The following is a 16,902-nucleotide window of genomic DNA, read 5'->3' on the forward strand; positions in this document are numbered from 1 at the left end:
TGGGCGATGCAGGGCAGTACTTCGGCGCCGTGGACGATGTCGGTTCGAAGTCGGTCAGGCGGAGGTCGGTGGTGGGGTCGTGTGGCGTTGGGGTCCGTGGTCGACCAGAGCGGCGAGGTCGGTGAGGACCGGGTGTGCGGTGACGTCCTTGAGGGACACGGCGCGGTCCAGGGTGATGGCGAGCTTCACCGCCGAGAGGGAGGTGCCGCCGCGGTCGAAGAAGTGGTCGCGGCGTCCGATCCGTTCTTGCGGGACGCCGAGGACCTTCGCCCAGGCGGCCGCCAGGCGCCGCTCGGTCGGGGTGGCCGGCGGCTGGTGCTCGTCGTCGGGGGTGGCGGGTTCTTCGGCGAGTGCCGCCAGGGCCTTCTTGTCGATCTTGCTGTTGGCGGTCAGCGGCAGGCTTTCGCGCCAGTGGAAGGCCGACGGGACCATGTACTCGGGCAGCGACTCGGCGAGCCGGTCGGTGATCGTCCCGGTGTCCAGGGGCTTCGGGCCGGAGTAGTAGGCGACCAGGTGCTTGCTCCGGTCGGCGCGTTCGACCGTCACGACCGCGCCGTCGCGGACACCGGGGAGACGGAGCAGGGTGTTCTCGATCTCGCCGATCTCGATCCGGAAGCCGCGGATCTTGACCTGGGCGTCGCGGCGGCCGAGGAACTCCAGCTTTCCCGAAGGGTGCCAGCGGCCGTGGTCGCCGCCGAGGTAGAGCCGTGTGCCTTCGCGGTGCGGATCGACCAGGTAGGAGGCCCGGGTGAGTTCGGGGTCGTTGATGTATCCGCGGCCGACGCACACCCCGGAGAAGGCGATCACGCCCGGGGCGCCGAGCGGCACCGGGGTGAGGTGTTCGTCGACGACGTAGACGCGCACGTTGTTGACCGCGCGGCCGAGCAGGATGCGGTCCGGCGCCCGGTCCATGACCTCGTGGTTGGTGTCGTCCGAGGTCTCGGTCAGCCCGTAGGCGTTGACCAGCTTGATCCCGGGCTGGACGGCGAACCAACGCTCGGCGAGTTCCTTCTTCAGCGCCTCGCCGGTGACCGACACGTACCGCAGGTCGGGCAGCGGCCGGGGGCGCTGTTCGAGCTCCGTCAGGACGGCTTCGAGGTAGGAGGGCACGACCTGGAGGACGGTGACCTCGCCGTCGGTGAGGGTGTCGAGGAAGCGGGGCACGTCGAGGATGACGTCCTGTGCGACCAGCAGGGTCCGCCCGCCGACCAGCAGGGCGCAGACCAACTGCCACAGGGAGATGTCGAAGCACTGGGGCGCGGTCTGGGCGACCACCTGTCCCTCGCCGACCTGGAGGTCGTCGATCTTGGCGTAGAGGTGGTTGAGCATCCCCGCGTGCTCGCACATCGCGCCCTTGGGCTCACCGGTGGAGCCGGAGGTGAAGTAGATGTAGGCGAGTTGGTCGGGCGTGACCGGGATGCCGAGATCACCGTCGGGGTGGTCTTCCGCGTAGGCCGTGTCGACGAGGAGCCGCTCGGTTCCGGGAAGGGAGTCGAGGGCCTGGTCGAGGGTGGTGGTGCTGCCGGGTTCGGTCAGCACCAGCGTGCATGCGGCGCGGGAGAGGCTGGCGGCGATGCGTGCGGCCGGGAAGTGCGGCTCGATGGGGAGGTAGGCGCCTCCGGCCTTGAAGACCGCGATGACGGCGGCCAGCCAGTCCAGATTGCGTTCGGTCACCACCGCGACGACGCCCTCACGGGCGAGGCCGCGGGCCACTAGGGCGCGGGCGAGCCGGTTGGCCCGGGCGTTGAGTTCCGCGTACGTCCACTGCCGGTCGGCGTGCACAGCGGCGACGGCGTCCGGATGCCTCCGCACCCGGTCCTCGAACAGCTCGTGCATCCGCGCGTCGGGCAGTTCCCGGTCCGGTCCGGCCAGTTGGTCGAGCTGGAACCGCAATTCCTCGGCGGACAGCAGGCTCTGGTGTGTGTGCTCGGCATCGGGGTCGGCGGTGATCAGCGCGAGCGCGGTCAGGTGGTAGCCGGCGATACGGGCGGCGCTGTCGGCGTCGAGCGCGTCGGTGCGGTAGCGCAGCCGCAGTACGAGCCGCCCGTCGTGGTGACGGACGCCCACCCGCAGTGCGGTGCCCTCGGTGAGGGCACCGTCGATCGCGGCGGGATCGAGGACGGTCTCGGTGAGGTCGAGGACGGTCTCGAACAGCGGCCCGGTCAGGCCCAGTTCACTCTTCAGAACCTCGATGTCCTCGGCCGGGACGTCCTGGTGTGCCGACAGTTCGGTAGCGACCTGGTGGATGTGGTGCAGCAGCTCGCGCCAGGAGGCGGGTGCGGTGGTGAGCCGGCAGAGGAGCGGGCTGCCGCCCCGGGCGGCGTAGCCGGTGGTGATCTCCCGCTCTCCGGACAGGGCCGCGAGCACCTTGGCGTGCGCGGTCAGCAGGAGCGAGGGCAGTGGTACCGCCAGCTCCGCCGCCAGTCGGCACAGCCCGGTCACGGTGTCGTCGGGGACCGGTGTCTCGTACTCCCCCACGCCGGGCACCGGCTTGAGGGTCCAGCGTGGGGCGGGGGTGAAGCCGCCGGCTGTCAGTACGCCGCGCCAGTATTCGCGGCCGGTCCGACTGGGACTCACATGCGTTGTCATGGATCTTTCCTCTGCTTGTCGGCGGCGCGCGGTGTCAGAGGCCGCGAGCCGGGGCGGCCTGGGTGGCGTGGGGTTCCTTGCCGGCCTCGACCTGGGTCTTGTGGTCCGGCATTTCCCGGGCAGGGTTGCCTCCCCACTGGGCGTGCGAGGGGATTTCCTCTCCCTTCATCAAGAAGGAGTCGGGGGCCAGCGCGGCGCCGTCCGCGATCGTCACGCCGTAGTGGACGAAGGCGCCGACCCCGAGGGTGCAGCCGTTGCCGAGGGCGCTGCGGTCGGACTTGAAGGCGCCGTCCTCCTGCGAGTGGCACTGGACCACGGTCCCCGCGTTCAGCGTGCTGTCGTCGCCGATGGTGACGAGGGTGCGCTCCGGGAAGAAGCAGCCGTCGTCGAAGACCCGCTTGCCGATCCGCGCCCCCAGCAGCCGCCAGATCACGTTCTTGAACGGGGTGCCGTCGAAGGCCTGGATGTAGTGGACCGAGGCCATCTTCCAGAAGCGTTCGTGGCTCCAGAAGGAGGGTTCGTAGATCGAGCAGTACAGCGGCTTCTGGGGCTTGAATCCGGTGGAGGCCCGCTCGACGAGCGCGAAGTGGACGACGGTGTACGTGAGGGTGAGGACACTGGCCAGTGCGATCGCCAGTGCCCCGAACGAGGGGTAGAGGTCGACCGCGCCCATCGTGATGAGGGTGATCACGAACAAGTGGATCAGCCGCGCGAGCAGGTACAGGCCGGCGGTCGCCGCGTTGTGCCTGTTCTTGGCGGCCAGGCGGCGGCGCAGTTCGTCGCCGGTCTCGAGGTGGTTGAACCGGTTGTCGCGCATCACCGTGCGCGGGATCTCGAAGCTGGGTGAGCCCAGCAGGCCCACGCCTTCGCGCACGGGTCCGTCGATGGGGACCATGACCTTCGTCGCGAGCAGGCAGTTGTCTCCGGTCCTGCCCTGCGCGGGGTAGGCGATCCGGTTTCCGAGGAAGTTGTGCGGCCCGATCGACGTGCGGGACACGCGGAAGGACGTGCTGGAGAAGTCGGCGTTCATGATGGACAGTCCGTCGGCGATCATGGTGCCGGTGCCGACCGAGCTCAGATACGGATTCTCGTGCTGCAGTTCGGTGCCGAAGTTCGACCCGGTCTGCTCGACGCGGGACAGGTCGTATCCGAGGTAGCGCAGATAGTGGACGATGCCGGAACTGTCGCCGAAGAGGGTGGTGAGGGACTTCCTGTTGGTCATCACCACGATCGCCCGCTGAATGCCGTAGTGGAAGCCGTACAGCGGATAGACCTTGCCGGGCTTGAGGGCCCGGCTCAGAAGACGCGGCACGGTGCCCACGACGAGGAGGGCGGCGAGCAGGGATCCAAAGAGGAGGACCACGGAGGCGATCAGAGCATCGACGTAGAACGCCGGGCTCGCCATCGACTGCGGGTTCAGGAGCGTCTGAAGCTGCGGGAGGCCCGTGAGCAGGGCCGTCACGCCGCCCAGCGCCAGCGGCAGGTACACCGTCAGCAGGCTCAGCAGCTGTGCAACGCCGTACGCGGTCCTTTTGGCGGTGCGGCAGTCGGCGGGGGCGACCCTTCGGTAGTCCACCTCGGTCGGCTGCGCGGGGGAGCCGTGTCGGCGTTCGCCGGCGGGCACCACCTGGCCGGTGTGCAGGGAGGAGGCGTGGCCCAGCTGGGCGCCGTCGCCCATCGAGGTGTCGATGTCGAGGACCGTGTGCTCGCTGACGAGCACGTTGCTGCCGAGGGTGACCGGGCCGGTCTGGATCACGCCGGCGTGGGCGCGGTAGCAGGACAGCAGCACGTCCTTACGGATGATCGTGCCCTCGCCGACGGTGAGCAGGTCGGTGCAGACCGGGATCGTGTGGGAGAGGATCGTGACGCCCTTGCCGATCCGTGCCCCGAGCGCCCTGAGGTAGAGCACGTAGAGCGGCGAACCGGCGAACAGACGCACGGGGCTGGTGCGGATCAACGTCTTGACGACCCAGAAACGCAGATAGGCCATGCCCCACAGGGGGAACTCCCCGGACCGCCAGCGGCCGACGAGGGTCCACTTCACCACGATCGGCAAGGCGCACAGGCCGAGGAAGCCCGCGCCAGCGAGCAGGACGGACCGCAGGTAGAGGTCGAACAGGCCTGATCCCGCGGAGATCCACTGATGACCTTCCTCGACGGCCAGGGCGACAAGGCAGGAATAACCCAGGAAGATCAGGAACTGCAGCACTCCGCAGACGATGTAGCGCCGTGTACGAGCCGCCGCCTGCGCCTCGGCCCGCGCCGTCCCCTCGGCCGATACCCGTACGTCGGTCGGTGTCCGCGCCGGTGACGGCGCTTCCGCGGACGGGGACGGGACGGGGGCGGTGGGGGCGGCGGCGGGAGCGGCATCGACGAGCGCGGTGGCCAGGCTGCGGATGGTGGGGTGCCGGTAGATGTCCTTCATCGACACCGCCGGCATGTCCCCTCGCTTCCTGACCCGAGCGCAGAACTGGGCCATCACCAGGGAATCGGCACCCAGGTCGTTGAAGAAGTGACTGTCGACCGGCACCTGCTCGACGCGTACGACGCCTGCCAGCACGTCGGCCAGAAGCCTTTCGGTGTCGGTCGCCGAACCGGCGTCCCCGCCGTCCTGGAGGGGTGGGATGTCAACCGGTCCGGCCGTCAAGACCTCCACGGATTTCTCTAGCACGTGAGCTCCTCGATGACGTGTCGTTCTGCGTCGGTCGGTACGGACGGACTCGTGATGTCCGCGCCTCTCCAGTAGGCCCGGCCGGGGGCTTCGTGTCCTGCCCCTGCATTTCGGGGCTTGACGAAGCGCATCGGTCTTGATAGCCCGCCTATTTTGCCCGTCGTCGCCCCTCGATCCGCTGCTTTCCGTGCGCGTCGCGCAGGCTTACGACCAAGCCTCACAGGGACCCGTTCGATCCGCGGGAAAATCACCCGGGAATTGCGCTGAACGGCCCCACCCGGCCAGGTCACGGCTGCTTTCGCACGAAGACGGCGCGTGTCAAGTCCCGAATTTCGGTGGCATGACAGGGGGCCTGGATTCGGGCGTACTGGAGTCGTTCCGGCGACTCGCGACTCGCCGCTCCGAATTCCTCTCCGGGATTCCTCTCCGGGCCGCACCCGGACAAATCAGCGGCAGGAAGACCGGAAGACAATCCCACCGCCGCAGTGAAGGAGACGACCATGCCCGTCATATCCGTCCCCCAGGACTTCAACGAGGACGGTCTCTTCGTCGACCTTGAGGGAATCTTCGGGCACCCGCTGTTCCTCAAGTGCGAGGGCTTCAATTTCGCCGGTTCGATCAAACTCAAGGCCGCCACCGAAATGGTCGAGGCCGCCGAACGCGACGGCCTGCTGAGGCCGGGTTCGGTTCTGGTCGAGTCGTCCTCGGGCAACCTGGGCGTGGCCCTGAGCATGATCGCTGCCGCCAAGGGCTACCAGTTCCTGTGCGTGACCGACGCCCGCTGCAACCTGGCGACCCGGCTGATGATGGAGGCCCTGGGAGCCCAGGTCCACGTCATCACCGAACCCGACCCCGTCAGCGGCTTCCTCGGCGCGCGCATCGACCACGTCCGCGCGCTGTGCGCCTCCGAGGACCGCTATGTGTGGCTCAACCAGTACACCAACCCCAATAACGGCATGGCCCACTACCGCAGGACCGCACCGGCCATCGCCCGGCAGTTCCCTGACCTGGACGTCCTGTTCGTCGGGGCCGGCACCACCGGGACCCTGATGGGCTGCGCGCGCTACTTCCGCGAGTGGCACCGCCCGGTGCGCATCGTGGCCGTGGACAGCGTGGGCTCCGTGACGTTCGGGGGCGACGCCGGTCGGCGGATGATTCCCGGCCTGGGCGCCAGCAGACGCCCGCCGATGCTGGACGAGTCCTATGTGGACGACGTGGTGCGCGTGGCGGAGCCCGACACCATCCGGGCCTGTCACCGGCTGGCCAGGCGCGGGTTTCTGTTCGGAGGGTCCACCGGCACCGTGGTCAGCGGCGCGATGGACTGGCTGGCCCGGCAGGAGGGGCGGGAGTTGACCGCGGTGGCCATCGCCCCGGATCTGGGTGAGCGGTATCTGCAGACCATCTACCAGACCAACTGGGTGCAGGACCTGTACGGCGAGGACGCCGTCGACTCCCCGGCGCTGGCCGGCACGTCCCAGGAGGCCTGACCCCGTGTCCGTTCAGCGCCCCGCAACCGGGGAAGAGAACGGGGGAAAAACCCTGACGGCAGGTCAGGGGCAGGACCGCTTGGTGTTGTTCTCGACGGTGGTGCGCGCGGTTGCGGCGAAGTCGGCGAATCGACCGGCGAGGGCGGCGAGGGCCTCGGGCCTGAGCCGGTAGTAGACGAACCGGCCGCACGGCTCCGTCTCCACGATCCCGGACTCGCGCAGCACCTTCAGGTGGTTGGAGAGGTTGGTCTGCTTGGCGCCCGTCTCCTCGATCAGGTGCGTGGTGCAGAGCGTCTCCCGGGCAAGGAGGGTCACGATCCGGAGCCTGAGCGGGTCGGCCAGGACCCGCATCAGATCAGCATCGGCTGACGTCAGCATGGACTGATACTGTCACATTACTTGAGGCTGATACGAGTTCCGGCCGACGCCGATCAGGGTTCACGCCCTCCGGGCCGACACTCACCCCCGCACGACCCGTTGACCGCGAAAGAAGTACCGATGTCTGCCACTCCGCTCGCCTCCGTGCTGTTCGTCTGTGTGCACAACGCCGGGCGTTCACAGATGGCGGCCGGCTTCCTTTCGCAGCTCGCGGGCGACCGGATCGAGGTCCGCTCGGCCGGGTCGATCCCGGGCGAGCAGGTCAACCCGGCCGCGGTCGAGGCCATGCGGGAGGTCGGCGTCGACATCGCCGGCCGGCAGCCGAAGCTCCTCACCACCGAGGCCGTCCAGGCGTCCGACTACGTGATCACCATGGGCTGCGGCGACGCCTGCCCGGTCTTCCCCGGCAAGAAGTACCTCGACTGGGCCCTGGACGACCCGGCAGGCAAGGGTGTGGAGTCCGTGCGCCCCATCCGGGACGAGATCAAGGTCCGTGTCGAGAACCTGATCGGCGAGATCGATGCCCGGCAGAAGGTGTGAGGCCGTCGGCCCTCCCTCCGGGTTCGCGTAGACCGTGCCTCCGTCCCATTCGAGCGGGACGTAGGGTACACGGTTGGTGAGGGAACGTGCACGCAGTGGACCGGAAGTCCCGGCGCGTCGGTGACGGGGCCGTCGGACGACGGGGAGACGCAGTCGATCCGTTCCGACATGGAGGAAACGAGACCAGGGGAGGCGATGGGATGCGGCAGGCCGGTGTACTCGACGTCGGGTGCCACAGCGCTCTGCTCACGGTGGTGCGATCGCGGCCGGGCCATGTGATGGAGCCGGTGTTCTCCCACAAGGTGCGGCTGCGACTGCACGAGACGCTCGACCGCAAGGGTCGACTCGACGACGCCGGGGTGGAGAGCGTCGAGCGCGCCGTCGCCCAGGCGATCGCCTCCGACCCCCGGCTGCGCGGCACCGACATGTTCGCGTTCGCCACCTCCGTCATCCGGGACGCGCCCAACCGTGACGAGGTCATCAGACGCGTGGCGCGCAGAACCGGCACCCGACTGAGCGTGCTGGACGGCGAAGAGGAAGCGCGGCTCGCCTACGTGGCCGCCCGCCAGTGGGTCGGCCCGGCGGCCGGCCGGCTGCTGGTCCTGGACGTCGGCGGCGGCACCGTGGAGATCGCCTCGGGTACCGGAGACCAGCCGCACAGCGTCCACTCCCTGCCCTTGGGCGCCCGCAGAATCACCCGGGACTGGCTGCCCGGCGGCATCGCCCCGTCCAAACAGGGGCTCACCGAGATCCGTCGGTATCTGCGTCGAAAGCTGGAAGCCGTCCCCGATCTGCCGCGGGCGGAACCGGGCACCCGCGTGCTGGCCTGCTCCAAGACCTTCGAGCAGCTCGCCCGGCTCGCTGCCGCCCAGGGCAAGGCACACCGCTCGCAACGGAAGCTGGCCCTGTCCCAGTTGCGTGCCTCCGTCCCGGTACTGGCCGCCGCGAATCCGGCGCGCCGCGCCAAGCTCCCCGGCATCTCCCGGCACCGCGCCGAGCAGTCCCTGGCCGGAGCCCTGGTCGCCGAGGCGCTCATGGAGGCCTGCGAGGCCAAGGCGGTCGAGGTCTGCCCCTGGTCCACCCGCGAGGGCCTGCTGCTCGAGCACCTCGCCGCCCTCCACGACACACCCGGTGGTCCGGAGGCTCACCGGCCCGGGCGGACAGGGAAGTCGGACATGAGGGTGGGCGAATGACGAGCCGAGTGATGATGATCTCCCCCGCGATCAGTGCGGCGCTGCGGGAGGCGCGCTTCGACGACGGATGCCCGCTCGACGCCACCGGCGCCGCGCGTGCGCGATCGGCCGCGGGCTCCCTTCCGGCAGTACAGAGGGTGCTCGTATCCCCCACTCCGCGATGCCGGGAGACCGCGTCGGCGTTGGGGTTCGACGGCGCTGTCGAAACCGCGCCCGGCGGGCTCGACGTGGGGGGTTGGCGGGGCCGTACGCTGGCCGACGTCAGCGCCGACGCCCCGGACGCCGTCGCCCTCTGGCTGGCGGACCCGACCGCCGCACCGCACGGCGGCGAGTCGGTGCACCAGTTGTGCGAGCGGGTCGCGGCCTGGCTGGACGAGGCCGCGCGGTTCTCCGGCCGGACCGTCGCCGTGGTGGAGCCGGAAATCGTACGAGCCGCGGCCGTTCGGGCCCTCGGGGCACCGGAGTCGGCGTTCTGGCGGATCGACGTACCGCCGCTGACCGCCACCGAGTTGAGCGGTCGTGCCGGACGCTGGAACGCGACGTTCGGGAGACCGCTCGCTCACGCCGAGGGTGGCGATCCGGGCAGCACTCACTGAGCTGACGCGAGCGACTGACGCTGCGCCCGGCCGACTGTGGGATCAGCTCACGGGGCCAGGTTGGCGGCGGACACGTGCGGCGTCGCCGCCGAGAGCGGCGGCGCCGGCCGTCTCGTGCGGGGCGCCGAGGGCGGCCCGGACCGCCTGTGACCTGTGCGACGCGACGCCGCACCTTCTGGAGACCCTCCCCCCTGAGCAGGCGCTCCGCGCGTTTCTCCAGCAGCTGGTGGTGCACTCCGCGGCGAGCCGGAGCACGGCCGTCGCCCTGAAGGCGGGCAGGGACCTCGGATCGCCGGTGTTCGCCCGGGCCCGTGCCTCCATGATCGAGACGATCGGTCGGCTCATGACCGCCGCGGTCGCACCCGGCGCGATCCGCGCGGACGTCACCCCGCTCCTGTTCGACGGCCTCCGCGACACCGCCACCGCCCCGCGCCGCTCGGACGGGGTCTCCCGCCAAGTCACCCCCTGTGGGCGACCTGAGTGCGGCGGGCCTTGCGAGCGAGCGAACGGCCGCCCCCACTCGGCCCCCGTCAGCGCCTCGGACGGCCGGCCGGGCAGTCCGCCGAAGACCAACAGGGGGACGCGCACGGTCCCGAGTCCACCGGCCCCGTTCCGGGGACTATCGCGCGCTCGCACCACCCGCACAGCAGGCTCGCGTCGGCGCCGACCGCCTTCAGACGTCCCACAGCGTCCACGGCCGCCCCGAACCATGTGTCCTCGACGACCACGACCGGGACGGATTCCAGCAGCCGCGCGCTCCGCCAGGCGCTCAGACCGGTGATCGACCGAACCGCCTGGACGACATCCATCCTCCGGCCGCCGGTCCCGGTCAGCACAACTCTGAACTCCGGTTCCTCCACCGTCCCTCCAACCCCCTGGAACCCTGACCGCTTCAGCTGGACTCGCGGACGATCAGTCGGCACGGGACGGTGTGCACCCCCGGTGCCGGGTCGGCGTCGATGGCTTCGAGGAGTCGCAGGGCGGCGATCCGGCCGATCTCGGTGAGGTCCATGTCGATCGTCGTGAGGGGCGGCCTGCTGGCCAGGGCCATGGTGTCCCAGTTGTCGTAGCCGACGACCGCGATGTCACCGGGCACGTCGACGCCCCGCTCGCGCAGTGCGTCCGCCACGCCCCGGGCGATCTGGTCGTTGCCGCAGAAGAAGGCGTCCGTGTCCGGTGCCGTGCGCAGGACCGTGTCGGCGGCGCGGCGCCCCCACGCCTCGCTCCACTCCCCGTGGTGCACCCGTCCCGTCGAGAGTCCGAGGGAGGCCCGCTCCAGGTGCTCGACCGCGTGCCGGGCCCGGTCGCGGGCGGCCGCGTGGTGTTCCGGGCCGGTGATGTGAGCGATGCGCGTGCGGCCCGCGGCCAGCAGGTGCTCGACGGCCAGTACGGCCCCGCCCCGGTCGTCGGAGACCACCGAGGTGTCGGCCGGGTCGGTGGACGGCGAGAGCGCGTAGACGATGGGGACGGCCTCGATGCCGTCCAGGGGCGGACGGGGGTCCGTACGGCGGCCGGTGACGATGATGCCGTCCACCCGGCGGTCCATCAGGTTGCGCAGGTGGTGCTGTTCCCGGATCGCGTCGCCGCGGGTGTCGCACAGCAGGACGGAGATCTTGCCGGCTCCGAGCGCGTCCTCGGCGCCGAGCAGTACGGGGGTGCTGAAGCGGCCGATGCCGTCGGTCGTCATCAGCCCGACCGTCCAGCTCCGCCCGGTGTGCAGGCTCTGCGCGTGCTGGTTGGGCCGGAACCCGAGTGCGTCGACGGCGTCAAGGACCCGCTGGCGGGTCTCGGGACGCATCCGCCCGCCGCCGTTCAGCGCCTTCGACGCCGTACCCACGCTGACGCCCGCGAGCGCGGCGACGTCGGCGAGCTTCGCCGGGCCGGCGGAGCGGGAACCTGGAGCAACGGTCACGAGCAAACCTTTTCCTGGGCGGCAACGACCCGTCCATCGTCGCAGCCTCCCGGGGGTGTGTGCCAGCCACCGGGCAACAGAAGAATCTCTTGTCGCGACTCTTGACCCGACTACCCCGCTGCCCTCTACTTCTCGGCAGGAAAAACGGTTGCTCAAACGAGTTCCGAGAACCTCCCGCCTCTTGAGCACGGGGGCCGTCGCGCCCTGCCCCGCAGCCCGGCCCCTCCCGCCTCCACCCCTCTCGGAGAACCATGCCCCGCACAGACTCCGCCCTGCCCTCCCCCACCGACGTCTCGGCTTCCACCGAACAGGGCGCCGCCCCCGTGGGCCCGGTCCGGCTCGGCCCGGACGCCCCCGCCGCACTGCGCCCCGCCGCCGCGGAGGTGCGCACCGGCTTCTGGCACGCCCGCCGCGAGGTCAACGCGCACACCTCGATCCCGCAGGGCCCCGCTCTGCTGGAGTCCGCGGGAAACCTGCACAACCTGCGCCTGGCGGCCGGCACGGCCCAGGGCGAGTTCCGGGGCGGTTACCCCTTCGTCGACACCGACGTCTACAAGTGGCTGGAGGCCGCCTCCTGGCGGCTCGCCCGCAGCGGGCCGCCGGCCGACGGCGAGGAGACCAGCCCCGACCTGCGCCAGCTCGCCGCCGAAGTCGAGCGGATCATCGCCCTGGTCGCCGACGCCCAGCAGTCCGACGGCTACCTCAACACCTGGTTCCAGGTCCGCATGAACGGTGAGCGCTACCAGGACCTGCGCTGGGGACACGAGCTGTACTGCGCGGGCCATCTGATCCAGGCGGCGGTGGCTCATCACCGTGCGACCGGTCGCGACGAACTCCTCGTCGTGGCACGACGGTTCGCCGACCACCTCGACTCCGTCTTCGGCCTTCCCGGCAGCGGCAGGCCGATCGACGGCGTCGACGGCCATCCGGAGGTGGAGACCGCCCTGGTCGAGCTGTACCGGGAGACCGGCGAGCGACGCTATCTGGAGCTCGCCGGCTACTTCGTCGACCGTTACGGCCACGGCCTGCTCGGCGGCGAGGCGTACTGCCAGGACCGCGTGCCGTTGCGCGAGGCGGTCACCGTAGAAGGGCACGCCGTGCGCCAGTTGTATCTGCTGGCCGGTGCGACGGACGTGGCCACCGAGACGGGCGACGCCGAACTGCGCTCCGCCGCCGAGCGGTTGTGGCGGGCGATGACCACGACCAAAACCCATCTGACCGGTGGTCTCGGCGCGCACCACGACGAGGAGGACTTCGGCGACCCGTTCGAGCTGCCCAACGAACGCGCCTACTGCGAGACCTGCGCCGCCATCGCCTCGATCCAGTGGAGCTGGCGCATGGCTCTGCTCACCGGCGAGGCCCGCTACAGCGACCTGATCGAGCGCACCCTCTACAACGGGTTCCTCGCCGGTGTCTCGCTGGACGGCGAAAGCTGGCTGTACGTCAATCCGCTCCAGGTCCGCGACGGCCACACGGACCCCGGTGGCGACCAGTCGGCCCGCCGTACCCGCTGGTTCCGCTGCGCCTGCTGCCCCCCGAACGTGATGCGGCTGCTGGCCGGGCTCGAGCACTACCTCTCCTCGACCGACGCCGAGGGGCAGGGCCTGCAGATCCACCAGTACGTCACCGGCCGCTACCGCGGTGACCTCGACGGCACGCCCGTCACCGTGTCCGCCGAGACCGACTACCCCTGGCACGGCGCGGTGTCCCTGACCGTCGAGGAGGCCCCGCGGGAGCGGCCCTGGACACTGTCTCTGCGCATCCCTCAGTGGTGCCACGAGTACCGCGTGCGGTGTGGCGACCGGACGTACGACCAGGCCGACGCCCCCGTCACCGACGGTTGGCTGCGCCTGGAGCGCATCTGGGCGCCGGGCGACCGGATCGTCGTCGAACTCGGCCTGGAGCCCCGCCTCACCGCGGCCGACCCGCGGGTGGACGCGGTCCGCGGCTGTGTGGCGATCGAGCGGGGCCCGCTCGTGTACTGCCTGGAGCAGGTGGACCACCCCGGGGGCGGTCTGGACGACGTCGTCATCGACACCGCGCGGCCGCTCACCGTGCGGCAGCGGCCCGATCTGCTCGGCGGTGTCACCACCGTCGTCGCCACGGGCCGTCGCCGCACGGTCCCGGACACCGGCTGGTGGCCCTACCGGTCCGCCGACGCCGACCCGGCCATCGCGCCCTCGGGCGAGTCCGTCGAGCTCACCGCGATCCCCTACTACGCCTGGGCCAACCGGCAGGACGGCAGCATGCGCGTCTGGCTGCCCACCTCCTGACGTCGGCCGACCTCCACGGCCTCCTCCCGGCAACCGGGCACACCCGTCACCCCGTCACCCCGTCACCCCGTCACCCCGCACGACCACTCATGACAACGAGGTCACCGCAATGCGAAACACCCGCAGAACTCTCCTCGCCGCCTGTGTCGCCGTCGGCACCCTCGCCTCCGTCACGGCCTGCGGGGGCGGCGGTTCGGGTTCCTCCGACTCCACCGGCAAGTCGGCGACGTACGCCTTCTGGGACCCGTACCCGCAGTTCGACGCCTCCTCGGACTGGGGCAAGCGTGTCGCCCAGTGCGGTACCTCGGCGGGCGTCAAGATCAAGCGCACCGGCTACGACACCACTGACCTGGGCAACAAGGCGCTGCTGGCCGCCCAGCAGGGCAACGCGCCCGACGTGATGCTCGTGGACAATCCGGTCGTCTCCACGCTGGTCGAGGCGGGGATCCTCAACAAGACCAACGACCTCGGTCTGGACACGTCCGCGATCCAGAAGAACATCATCGGCGCGGGCACCATCGACGGCGCTTCTTACGGTGTACCGATCGGCGCCAACACGCTCGCCCTCTACTACAACAAGAAGATCCTGACGGCCGCCCACGTCGACCCCGCCTCCGTCAAGGACTGGGCGTCGCTCACGGCCGCCCTGAAGAAGGTCGAGTCGGCCGGGAAGAAGGGCATCACCTTCTCGGCGATCGGCACGGAGGAGGGCAGCTTCCAGTTCCTGCCGTGGTTCTGGGGCGCGGGCGGCGACCTCACCCACCTCGACTCGCCGAAGAGCGCGGCCGCGCTGTCGCTGTGGAAGCAGTGGGTCGACGAGGGGCTCGCGCCCAAGGACGTCTTGAACAACACCCAGACCACCAGCTGGCAGGAGTTCGCCACCGGCGACTACGCCTTCGCGGAGAACGGCACCTGGCAGCTCGCCAACGCGGAGAAGGCCGGATTCCCGTACGGGGTCGTCAGCATCCCCGGGCGGAACGGCGGTTCGGCGCCGGTGCCGACCGGCGGCGAGTTCGTCACCGTACCCGTGCAGCAGGACACCGCGCGCTACGACATCAGCAAGAAGATCGTCACCTGTCTGACCAGCTCGGAGAGCCTGCTGGCCAGCGACACCGCCCTGACGTACGTCGCGCCCACCGCGGCGGTCCAGGCCCAGCAGGTCGAGGCGAACCCGAAGCTCAAGCCGTGGGTGGCGGCCGTGGCCGCCGCGCGGGGCCGTACCAGCGGTGGTCTCGGCACGAAGTACCCCACCATCTCGCAGCCGATGTGGACGGCCGTACAGGCGGCCCTGTCCGGTGGCAAGAGCCCCGAGGCAGCTCTCGACGCCGCGCAGACGGCGGCCGGCAAGAGCAAGGGCTGACGCGGCCGGCCGGAGCAAGGGCAGACAGCGCGCGGCGCCGCAGGCCGCGTCCCGGACATCGCCACCCGCATCCAGGAGTTCGCATGACCATCGCCCGAGTCGACCGCCGTCCCAAGCGGTCCCCGGCCGTGTCCGGAGCGGCGGGCGGCGCCGACCGGCGTGACGTGCCGCCACGCCGTCGGCGCGGCAGGGACCGGCTGACCGCGCTGGGCTTCCTCGCCCCGCTCGTGGCCTACCTCGCCGCCTTCTATCTCTATCCGCTCTACCGCAACCTCGATCTGAGTCTGCGTGACTACACGGTCCGCTCGTTCGTGGCGGGCGACGCGCCGTTCTCGGGCTGGGACAACTTCTCCCAGGTGCTGGACGACCCGACCTTCGGGCCCGCGCTGCGCAACACGATGGTGTTCACCTTCGTGTCGATCGCGCTCCAGTACGCGGCCGGGCTGGCGCTCGCGGTCTTCTTCAACCGGCACTTCCGTCTCTCCACCACGCTGCGGGCGCTGTTCCTCATCCCGTGGCTGCTGCCGCTGATCGTGTCGGCGTCGACCTGGTCCTGGATGCTGAACAGTGAGTCGGGCGTGGTCAATTACGCACTCCACCTCGTCGGCGTCCCGACCGTCGACTGGCTGACCTCGCCGCACTGGGCGCTCGCCTCGGTCGTCATCGCCAACGTCTGGATCGGCATCCCCTTCAACCTCGTCATCCTCTACAGCGGTCTGCAGAACATCCCCGGGGAGCTGTACGAGGCCGCCTCGCTGGACGGGGCGAGCGGCCGGCAGCAGTTCCGGCGCATCACTTTCCCTCTCCTGCGGCCGGTCTCCGCGATCACGCTGCTGCTCGGACTGGTCTACACGCTCAAGGTGTTCGACCTGATCTGGATCATGACCAAGGGAGGTCCCGGCGACTCCTCGTCGACGCTGGCGACCTGGTCGTACCAGCTCGCGTTCGGCACCCTGCTCCCGCACTTCGGCCCCGGTGCCGCCGTCGGCAACATCCTCATCCTCATCGCCCTCGTCTTCGGCCTGCTGTACATCCGCGTCCAGAGGAGGCAGGAAGCGTGAAGTCCCCCGCGAGTTCCCGCCGTTACACCGCCGTCGGACTCCTGCTGACCGCGCTCATGCTGTTCCCGGTGTACTGGATGCTGAACGTGTCCCTCACCCCGCAGCAGGACATGCGCAAGTCCCCGCCCGACCTGTTCCCGCTGCACCCCACGTTCGAGGGCTACCGGGCCGTGCTGCACGACCAGATGCCCTACCTCGGCACCAGTCTGCTGATCGGACTCGGCACGGTCGCCGCCACCCTCGTCCTCGCCGCACCGGCCGGCTATTCACTGGCGAAGCTCCACCCCCGCGGCGGCGGCGTCATGGGCCTCGCCCTCCTCGTCGCCCAGATGATCCCCGGCATCGTCATGGCGATGGGGTTCTACGGGATCTTCCTCAACCTCGGCCTGCTGAACTCCTGGTGGGGCCTGATCATCGCGGACTCCACCATCGCCGTGCCCTTCAGCGTCATGATCTTCACGGCGTTCATGTCGGGCATCCCCGACGAACTCATCGCCGCCGCGCGCATCGACGGCGCGGGTACCTGGCGCACCTTCTGGTCCGTCGTCCTGCCGGTGAGCCGCAACGCCGTGGTCACCGTCTCGCTGTTCAGCTTCCTGTGGGCCTGGTCCGACTTCGTCTTCGCCAACACCCTCGACGGCGGCGGCGATCTTCGCCCGATCACCCTCGGCATCTACCGCTACATCGGCAACAACAACCAGGAATGGAACGCGATCATGGCCACCGCCGTCGTCGCGTCCGTACCCGCCGCCGTCCTGCTCGTCCTGGCGCAGCGGTACGTGGCCGCCGGGGTCACCGCGGGCGCGGTCAAGGACTGACCGGGACGTCAGCCACCCATCCAC

13 protein-coding genes and 1 pseudogene are annotated in these 16,902 nt (G+C 70.2%); 9 read left to right on the forward strand and 5 right to left on the reverse strand.

Annotation, left to right across the window (positions count from 1 at the left end; all coding sequences use genetic code 11):
* Window positions 1-54: 54 nt before the first annotated feature.
* A complete protein-coding gene (locus OG798_RS05705; protein WP_328756465.1) occupies window positions 55-2,589 on the reverse strand; it encodes a non-ribosomal peptide synthetase in 2,535 nt (844 codons plus the stop codon).
* A gap of 34 nt (window positions 2,590-2,623) precedes the next feature.
* Window positions 2,624-5,260 (reverse strand): Pls/PosA family non-ribosomal peptide synthetase, encoded by a 2,637-nt coding sequence (locus OG798_RS05710; protein ID WP_267060559.1) that lies wholly within the window; start codon window positions 5,258-5,260, stop codon window positions 2,624-2,626.
* Between the two features lie 500 nt (window positions 5,261-5,760).
* Between OG798_RS05710 and sbnA the strand changes: the two genes are divergently transcribed.
* Window positions 5,761-6,747, forward strand: a complete 987-nt coding sequence (gene sbnA, locus OG798_RS05715; protein ID WP_267060560.1) for a 2,3-diaminopropionate biosynthesis protein SbnA — start codon at window positions 5,761-5,763, stop codon at window positions 6,745-6,747.
* A 63-nt stretch (window positions 6,748-6,810) separates the two neighbouring features.
* On the opposite strand, the gene OG798_RS05720 is transcribed toward sbnA, so the two are convergent.
* Complete coding sequence (locus tag OG798_RS05720; RefSeq protein WP_095856769.1) at window positions 6,811-7,125, reverse strand: ArsR/SmtB family transcription factor; 315 nt, start codon at window positions 7,123-7,125, stop codon at window positions 6,811-6,813.
* A 120-nt stretch (window positions 7,126-7,245) separates the two neighbouring features.
* Here OG798_RS05720 and OG798_RS05725 point away from each other — a divergent pair, with 120 nt between their 5' ends.
* The 4 genes from OG798_RS05725 to OG798_RS56455 all read left to right on the forward strand — a co-directional run bounded on the left by OG798_RS05725 (window position 7,246) and on the right by OG798_RS56455 (window position 10,235).
* Entirely contained in the window at window positions 7,246-7,665 is a 420-nt protein-coding gene (locus tag OG798_RS05725) for an arsenate reductase ArsC (RefSeq protein ID WP_095856768.1), read from the forward strand.
* Between the two features lie 200 nt (window positions 7,666-7,865).
* Window positions 7,866-8,858, forward strand: a complete 993-nt coding sequence (locus OG798_RS05730) for a Ppx/GppA phosphatase family protein (RefSeq protein WP_328756466.1) — start codon at window positions 7,866-7,868, stop codon at window positions 8,856-8,858.
* Window positions 8,855-9,454, forward strand: coding sequence for a histidine phosphatase family protein (locus OG798_RS05735; RefSeq protein WP_097226934.1), 600 nt, complete (start codon window positions 8,855-8,857; stop codon window positions 9,452-9,454). Before OG798_RS05730 ends, OG798_RS05735 begins: the two co-directional genes overlap by 4 nt.
* Window positions 9,429-10,235: an SbtR family transcriptional regulator gene (locus OG798_RS56455; RefSeq protein WP_358577364.1), complete on the forward strand. Its 807-nt coding sequence runs from the start codon at window positions 9,429-9,431 to the stop codon at window positions 10,233-10,235. Before OG798_RS05735 ends, OG798_RS56455 begins: the two co-directional genes overlap by 26 nt.
* On the opposite strand, the pseudogene OG798_RS56460 reads toward OG798_RS56455, so the two are convergent.
* Window positions 10,117-10,377, reverse strand: a pseudogene (locus tag OG798_RS56460) (ribosomal protein L7/L12); the annotation flags it as partial. The gene OG798_RS56455 and the pseudogene OG798_RS56460 sit on opposite strands and share 119 nt — an antisense overlap.
* Window positions 10,347-11,366 carry a LacI family DNA-binding transcriptional regulator gene (locus tag OG798_RS05740; RefSeq protein ID WP_095858355.1) on the reverse strand — a complete coding sequence of 340 codons (1,020 nt, stop codon included), beginning with the start codon at window positions 11,364-11,366 and terminating at the stop codon, window positions 10,347-10,349. The pseudogene OG798_RS56460 and the gene OG798_RS05740, both read right to left, overlap by 31 nt.
* A 251-nt stretch (window positions 11,367-11,617) precedes the next feature.
* Here OG798_RS05740 and OG798_RS05745 point away from each other — a divergent pair, with 251 nt between their 5' ends.
* The 4 genes from OG798_RS05745 to OG798_RS05760 all read left to right on the forward strand — a co-directional run bounded on the left by OG798_RS05745 (window position 11,618) and on the right by OG798_RS05760 (window position 16,878).
* Window positions 11,618-13,639 carry a glycoside hydrolase family 127 protein gene (locus OG798_RS05745; protein WP_267060562.1) on the forward strand — a complete coding sequence of 674 codons (2,022 nt, stop codon included), beginning with the start codon at window positions 11,618-11,620 and terminating at the stop codon, window positions 13,637-13,639.
* A gap of 109 nt (window positions 13,640-13,748) precedes the next feature.
* On the forward strand, window positions 13,749-14,999 hold the full coding sequence (locus OG798_RS05750; RefSeq protein WP_267060563.1) for a sugar ABC transporter substrate-binding protein: 1,251 nt from the start codon (window positions 13,749-13,751) through the stop codon (window positions 14,997-14,999).
* 83 nt (window positions 15,000-15,082) lie between these two features.
* Window positions 15,083-16,060, forward strand: coding sequence for a carbohydrate ABC transporter permease (locus OG798_RS05755; protein ID WP_097226930.1), 978 nt, complete (start codon window positions 15,083-15,085; stop codon window positions 16,058-16,060).
* A gap of 56 nt (window positions 16,061-16,116) precedes the next feature.
* Window positions 16,117-16,878, forward strand: a complete 762-nt coding sequence (locus tag OG798_RS05760) for a carbohydrate ABC transporter permease (RefSeq protein WP_267063746.1) — start codon at window positions 16,117-16,119, stop codon at window positions 16,876-16,878.
* Window positions 16,879-16,902: the final 24 nt, after the last annotated feature.

It is taken from the genome of Streptomyces sp. NBC_00271, from assembly GCF_036178845.1.
Lineage (GTDB): Bacteria > Actinomycetota > Actinomycetes > Streptomycetales > Streptomycetaceae > Streptomyces.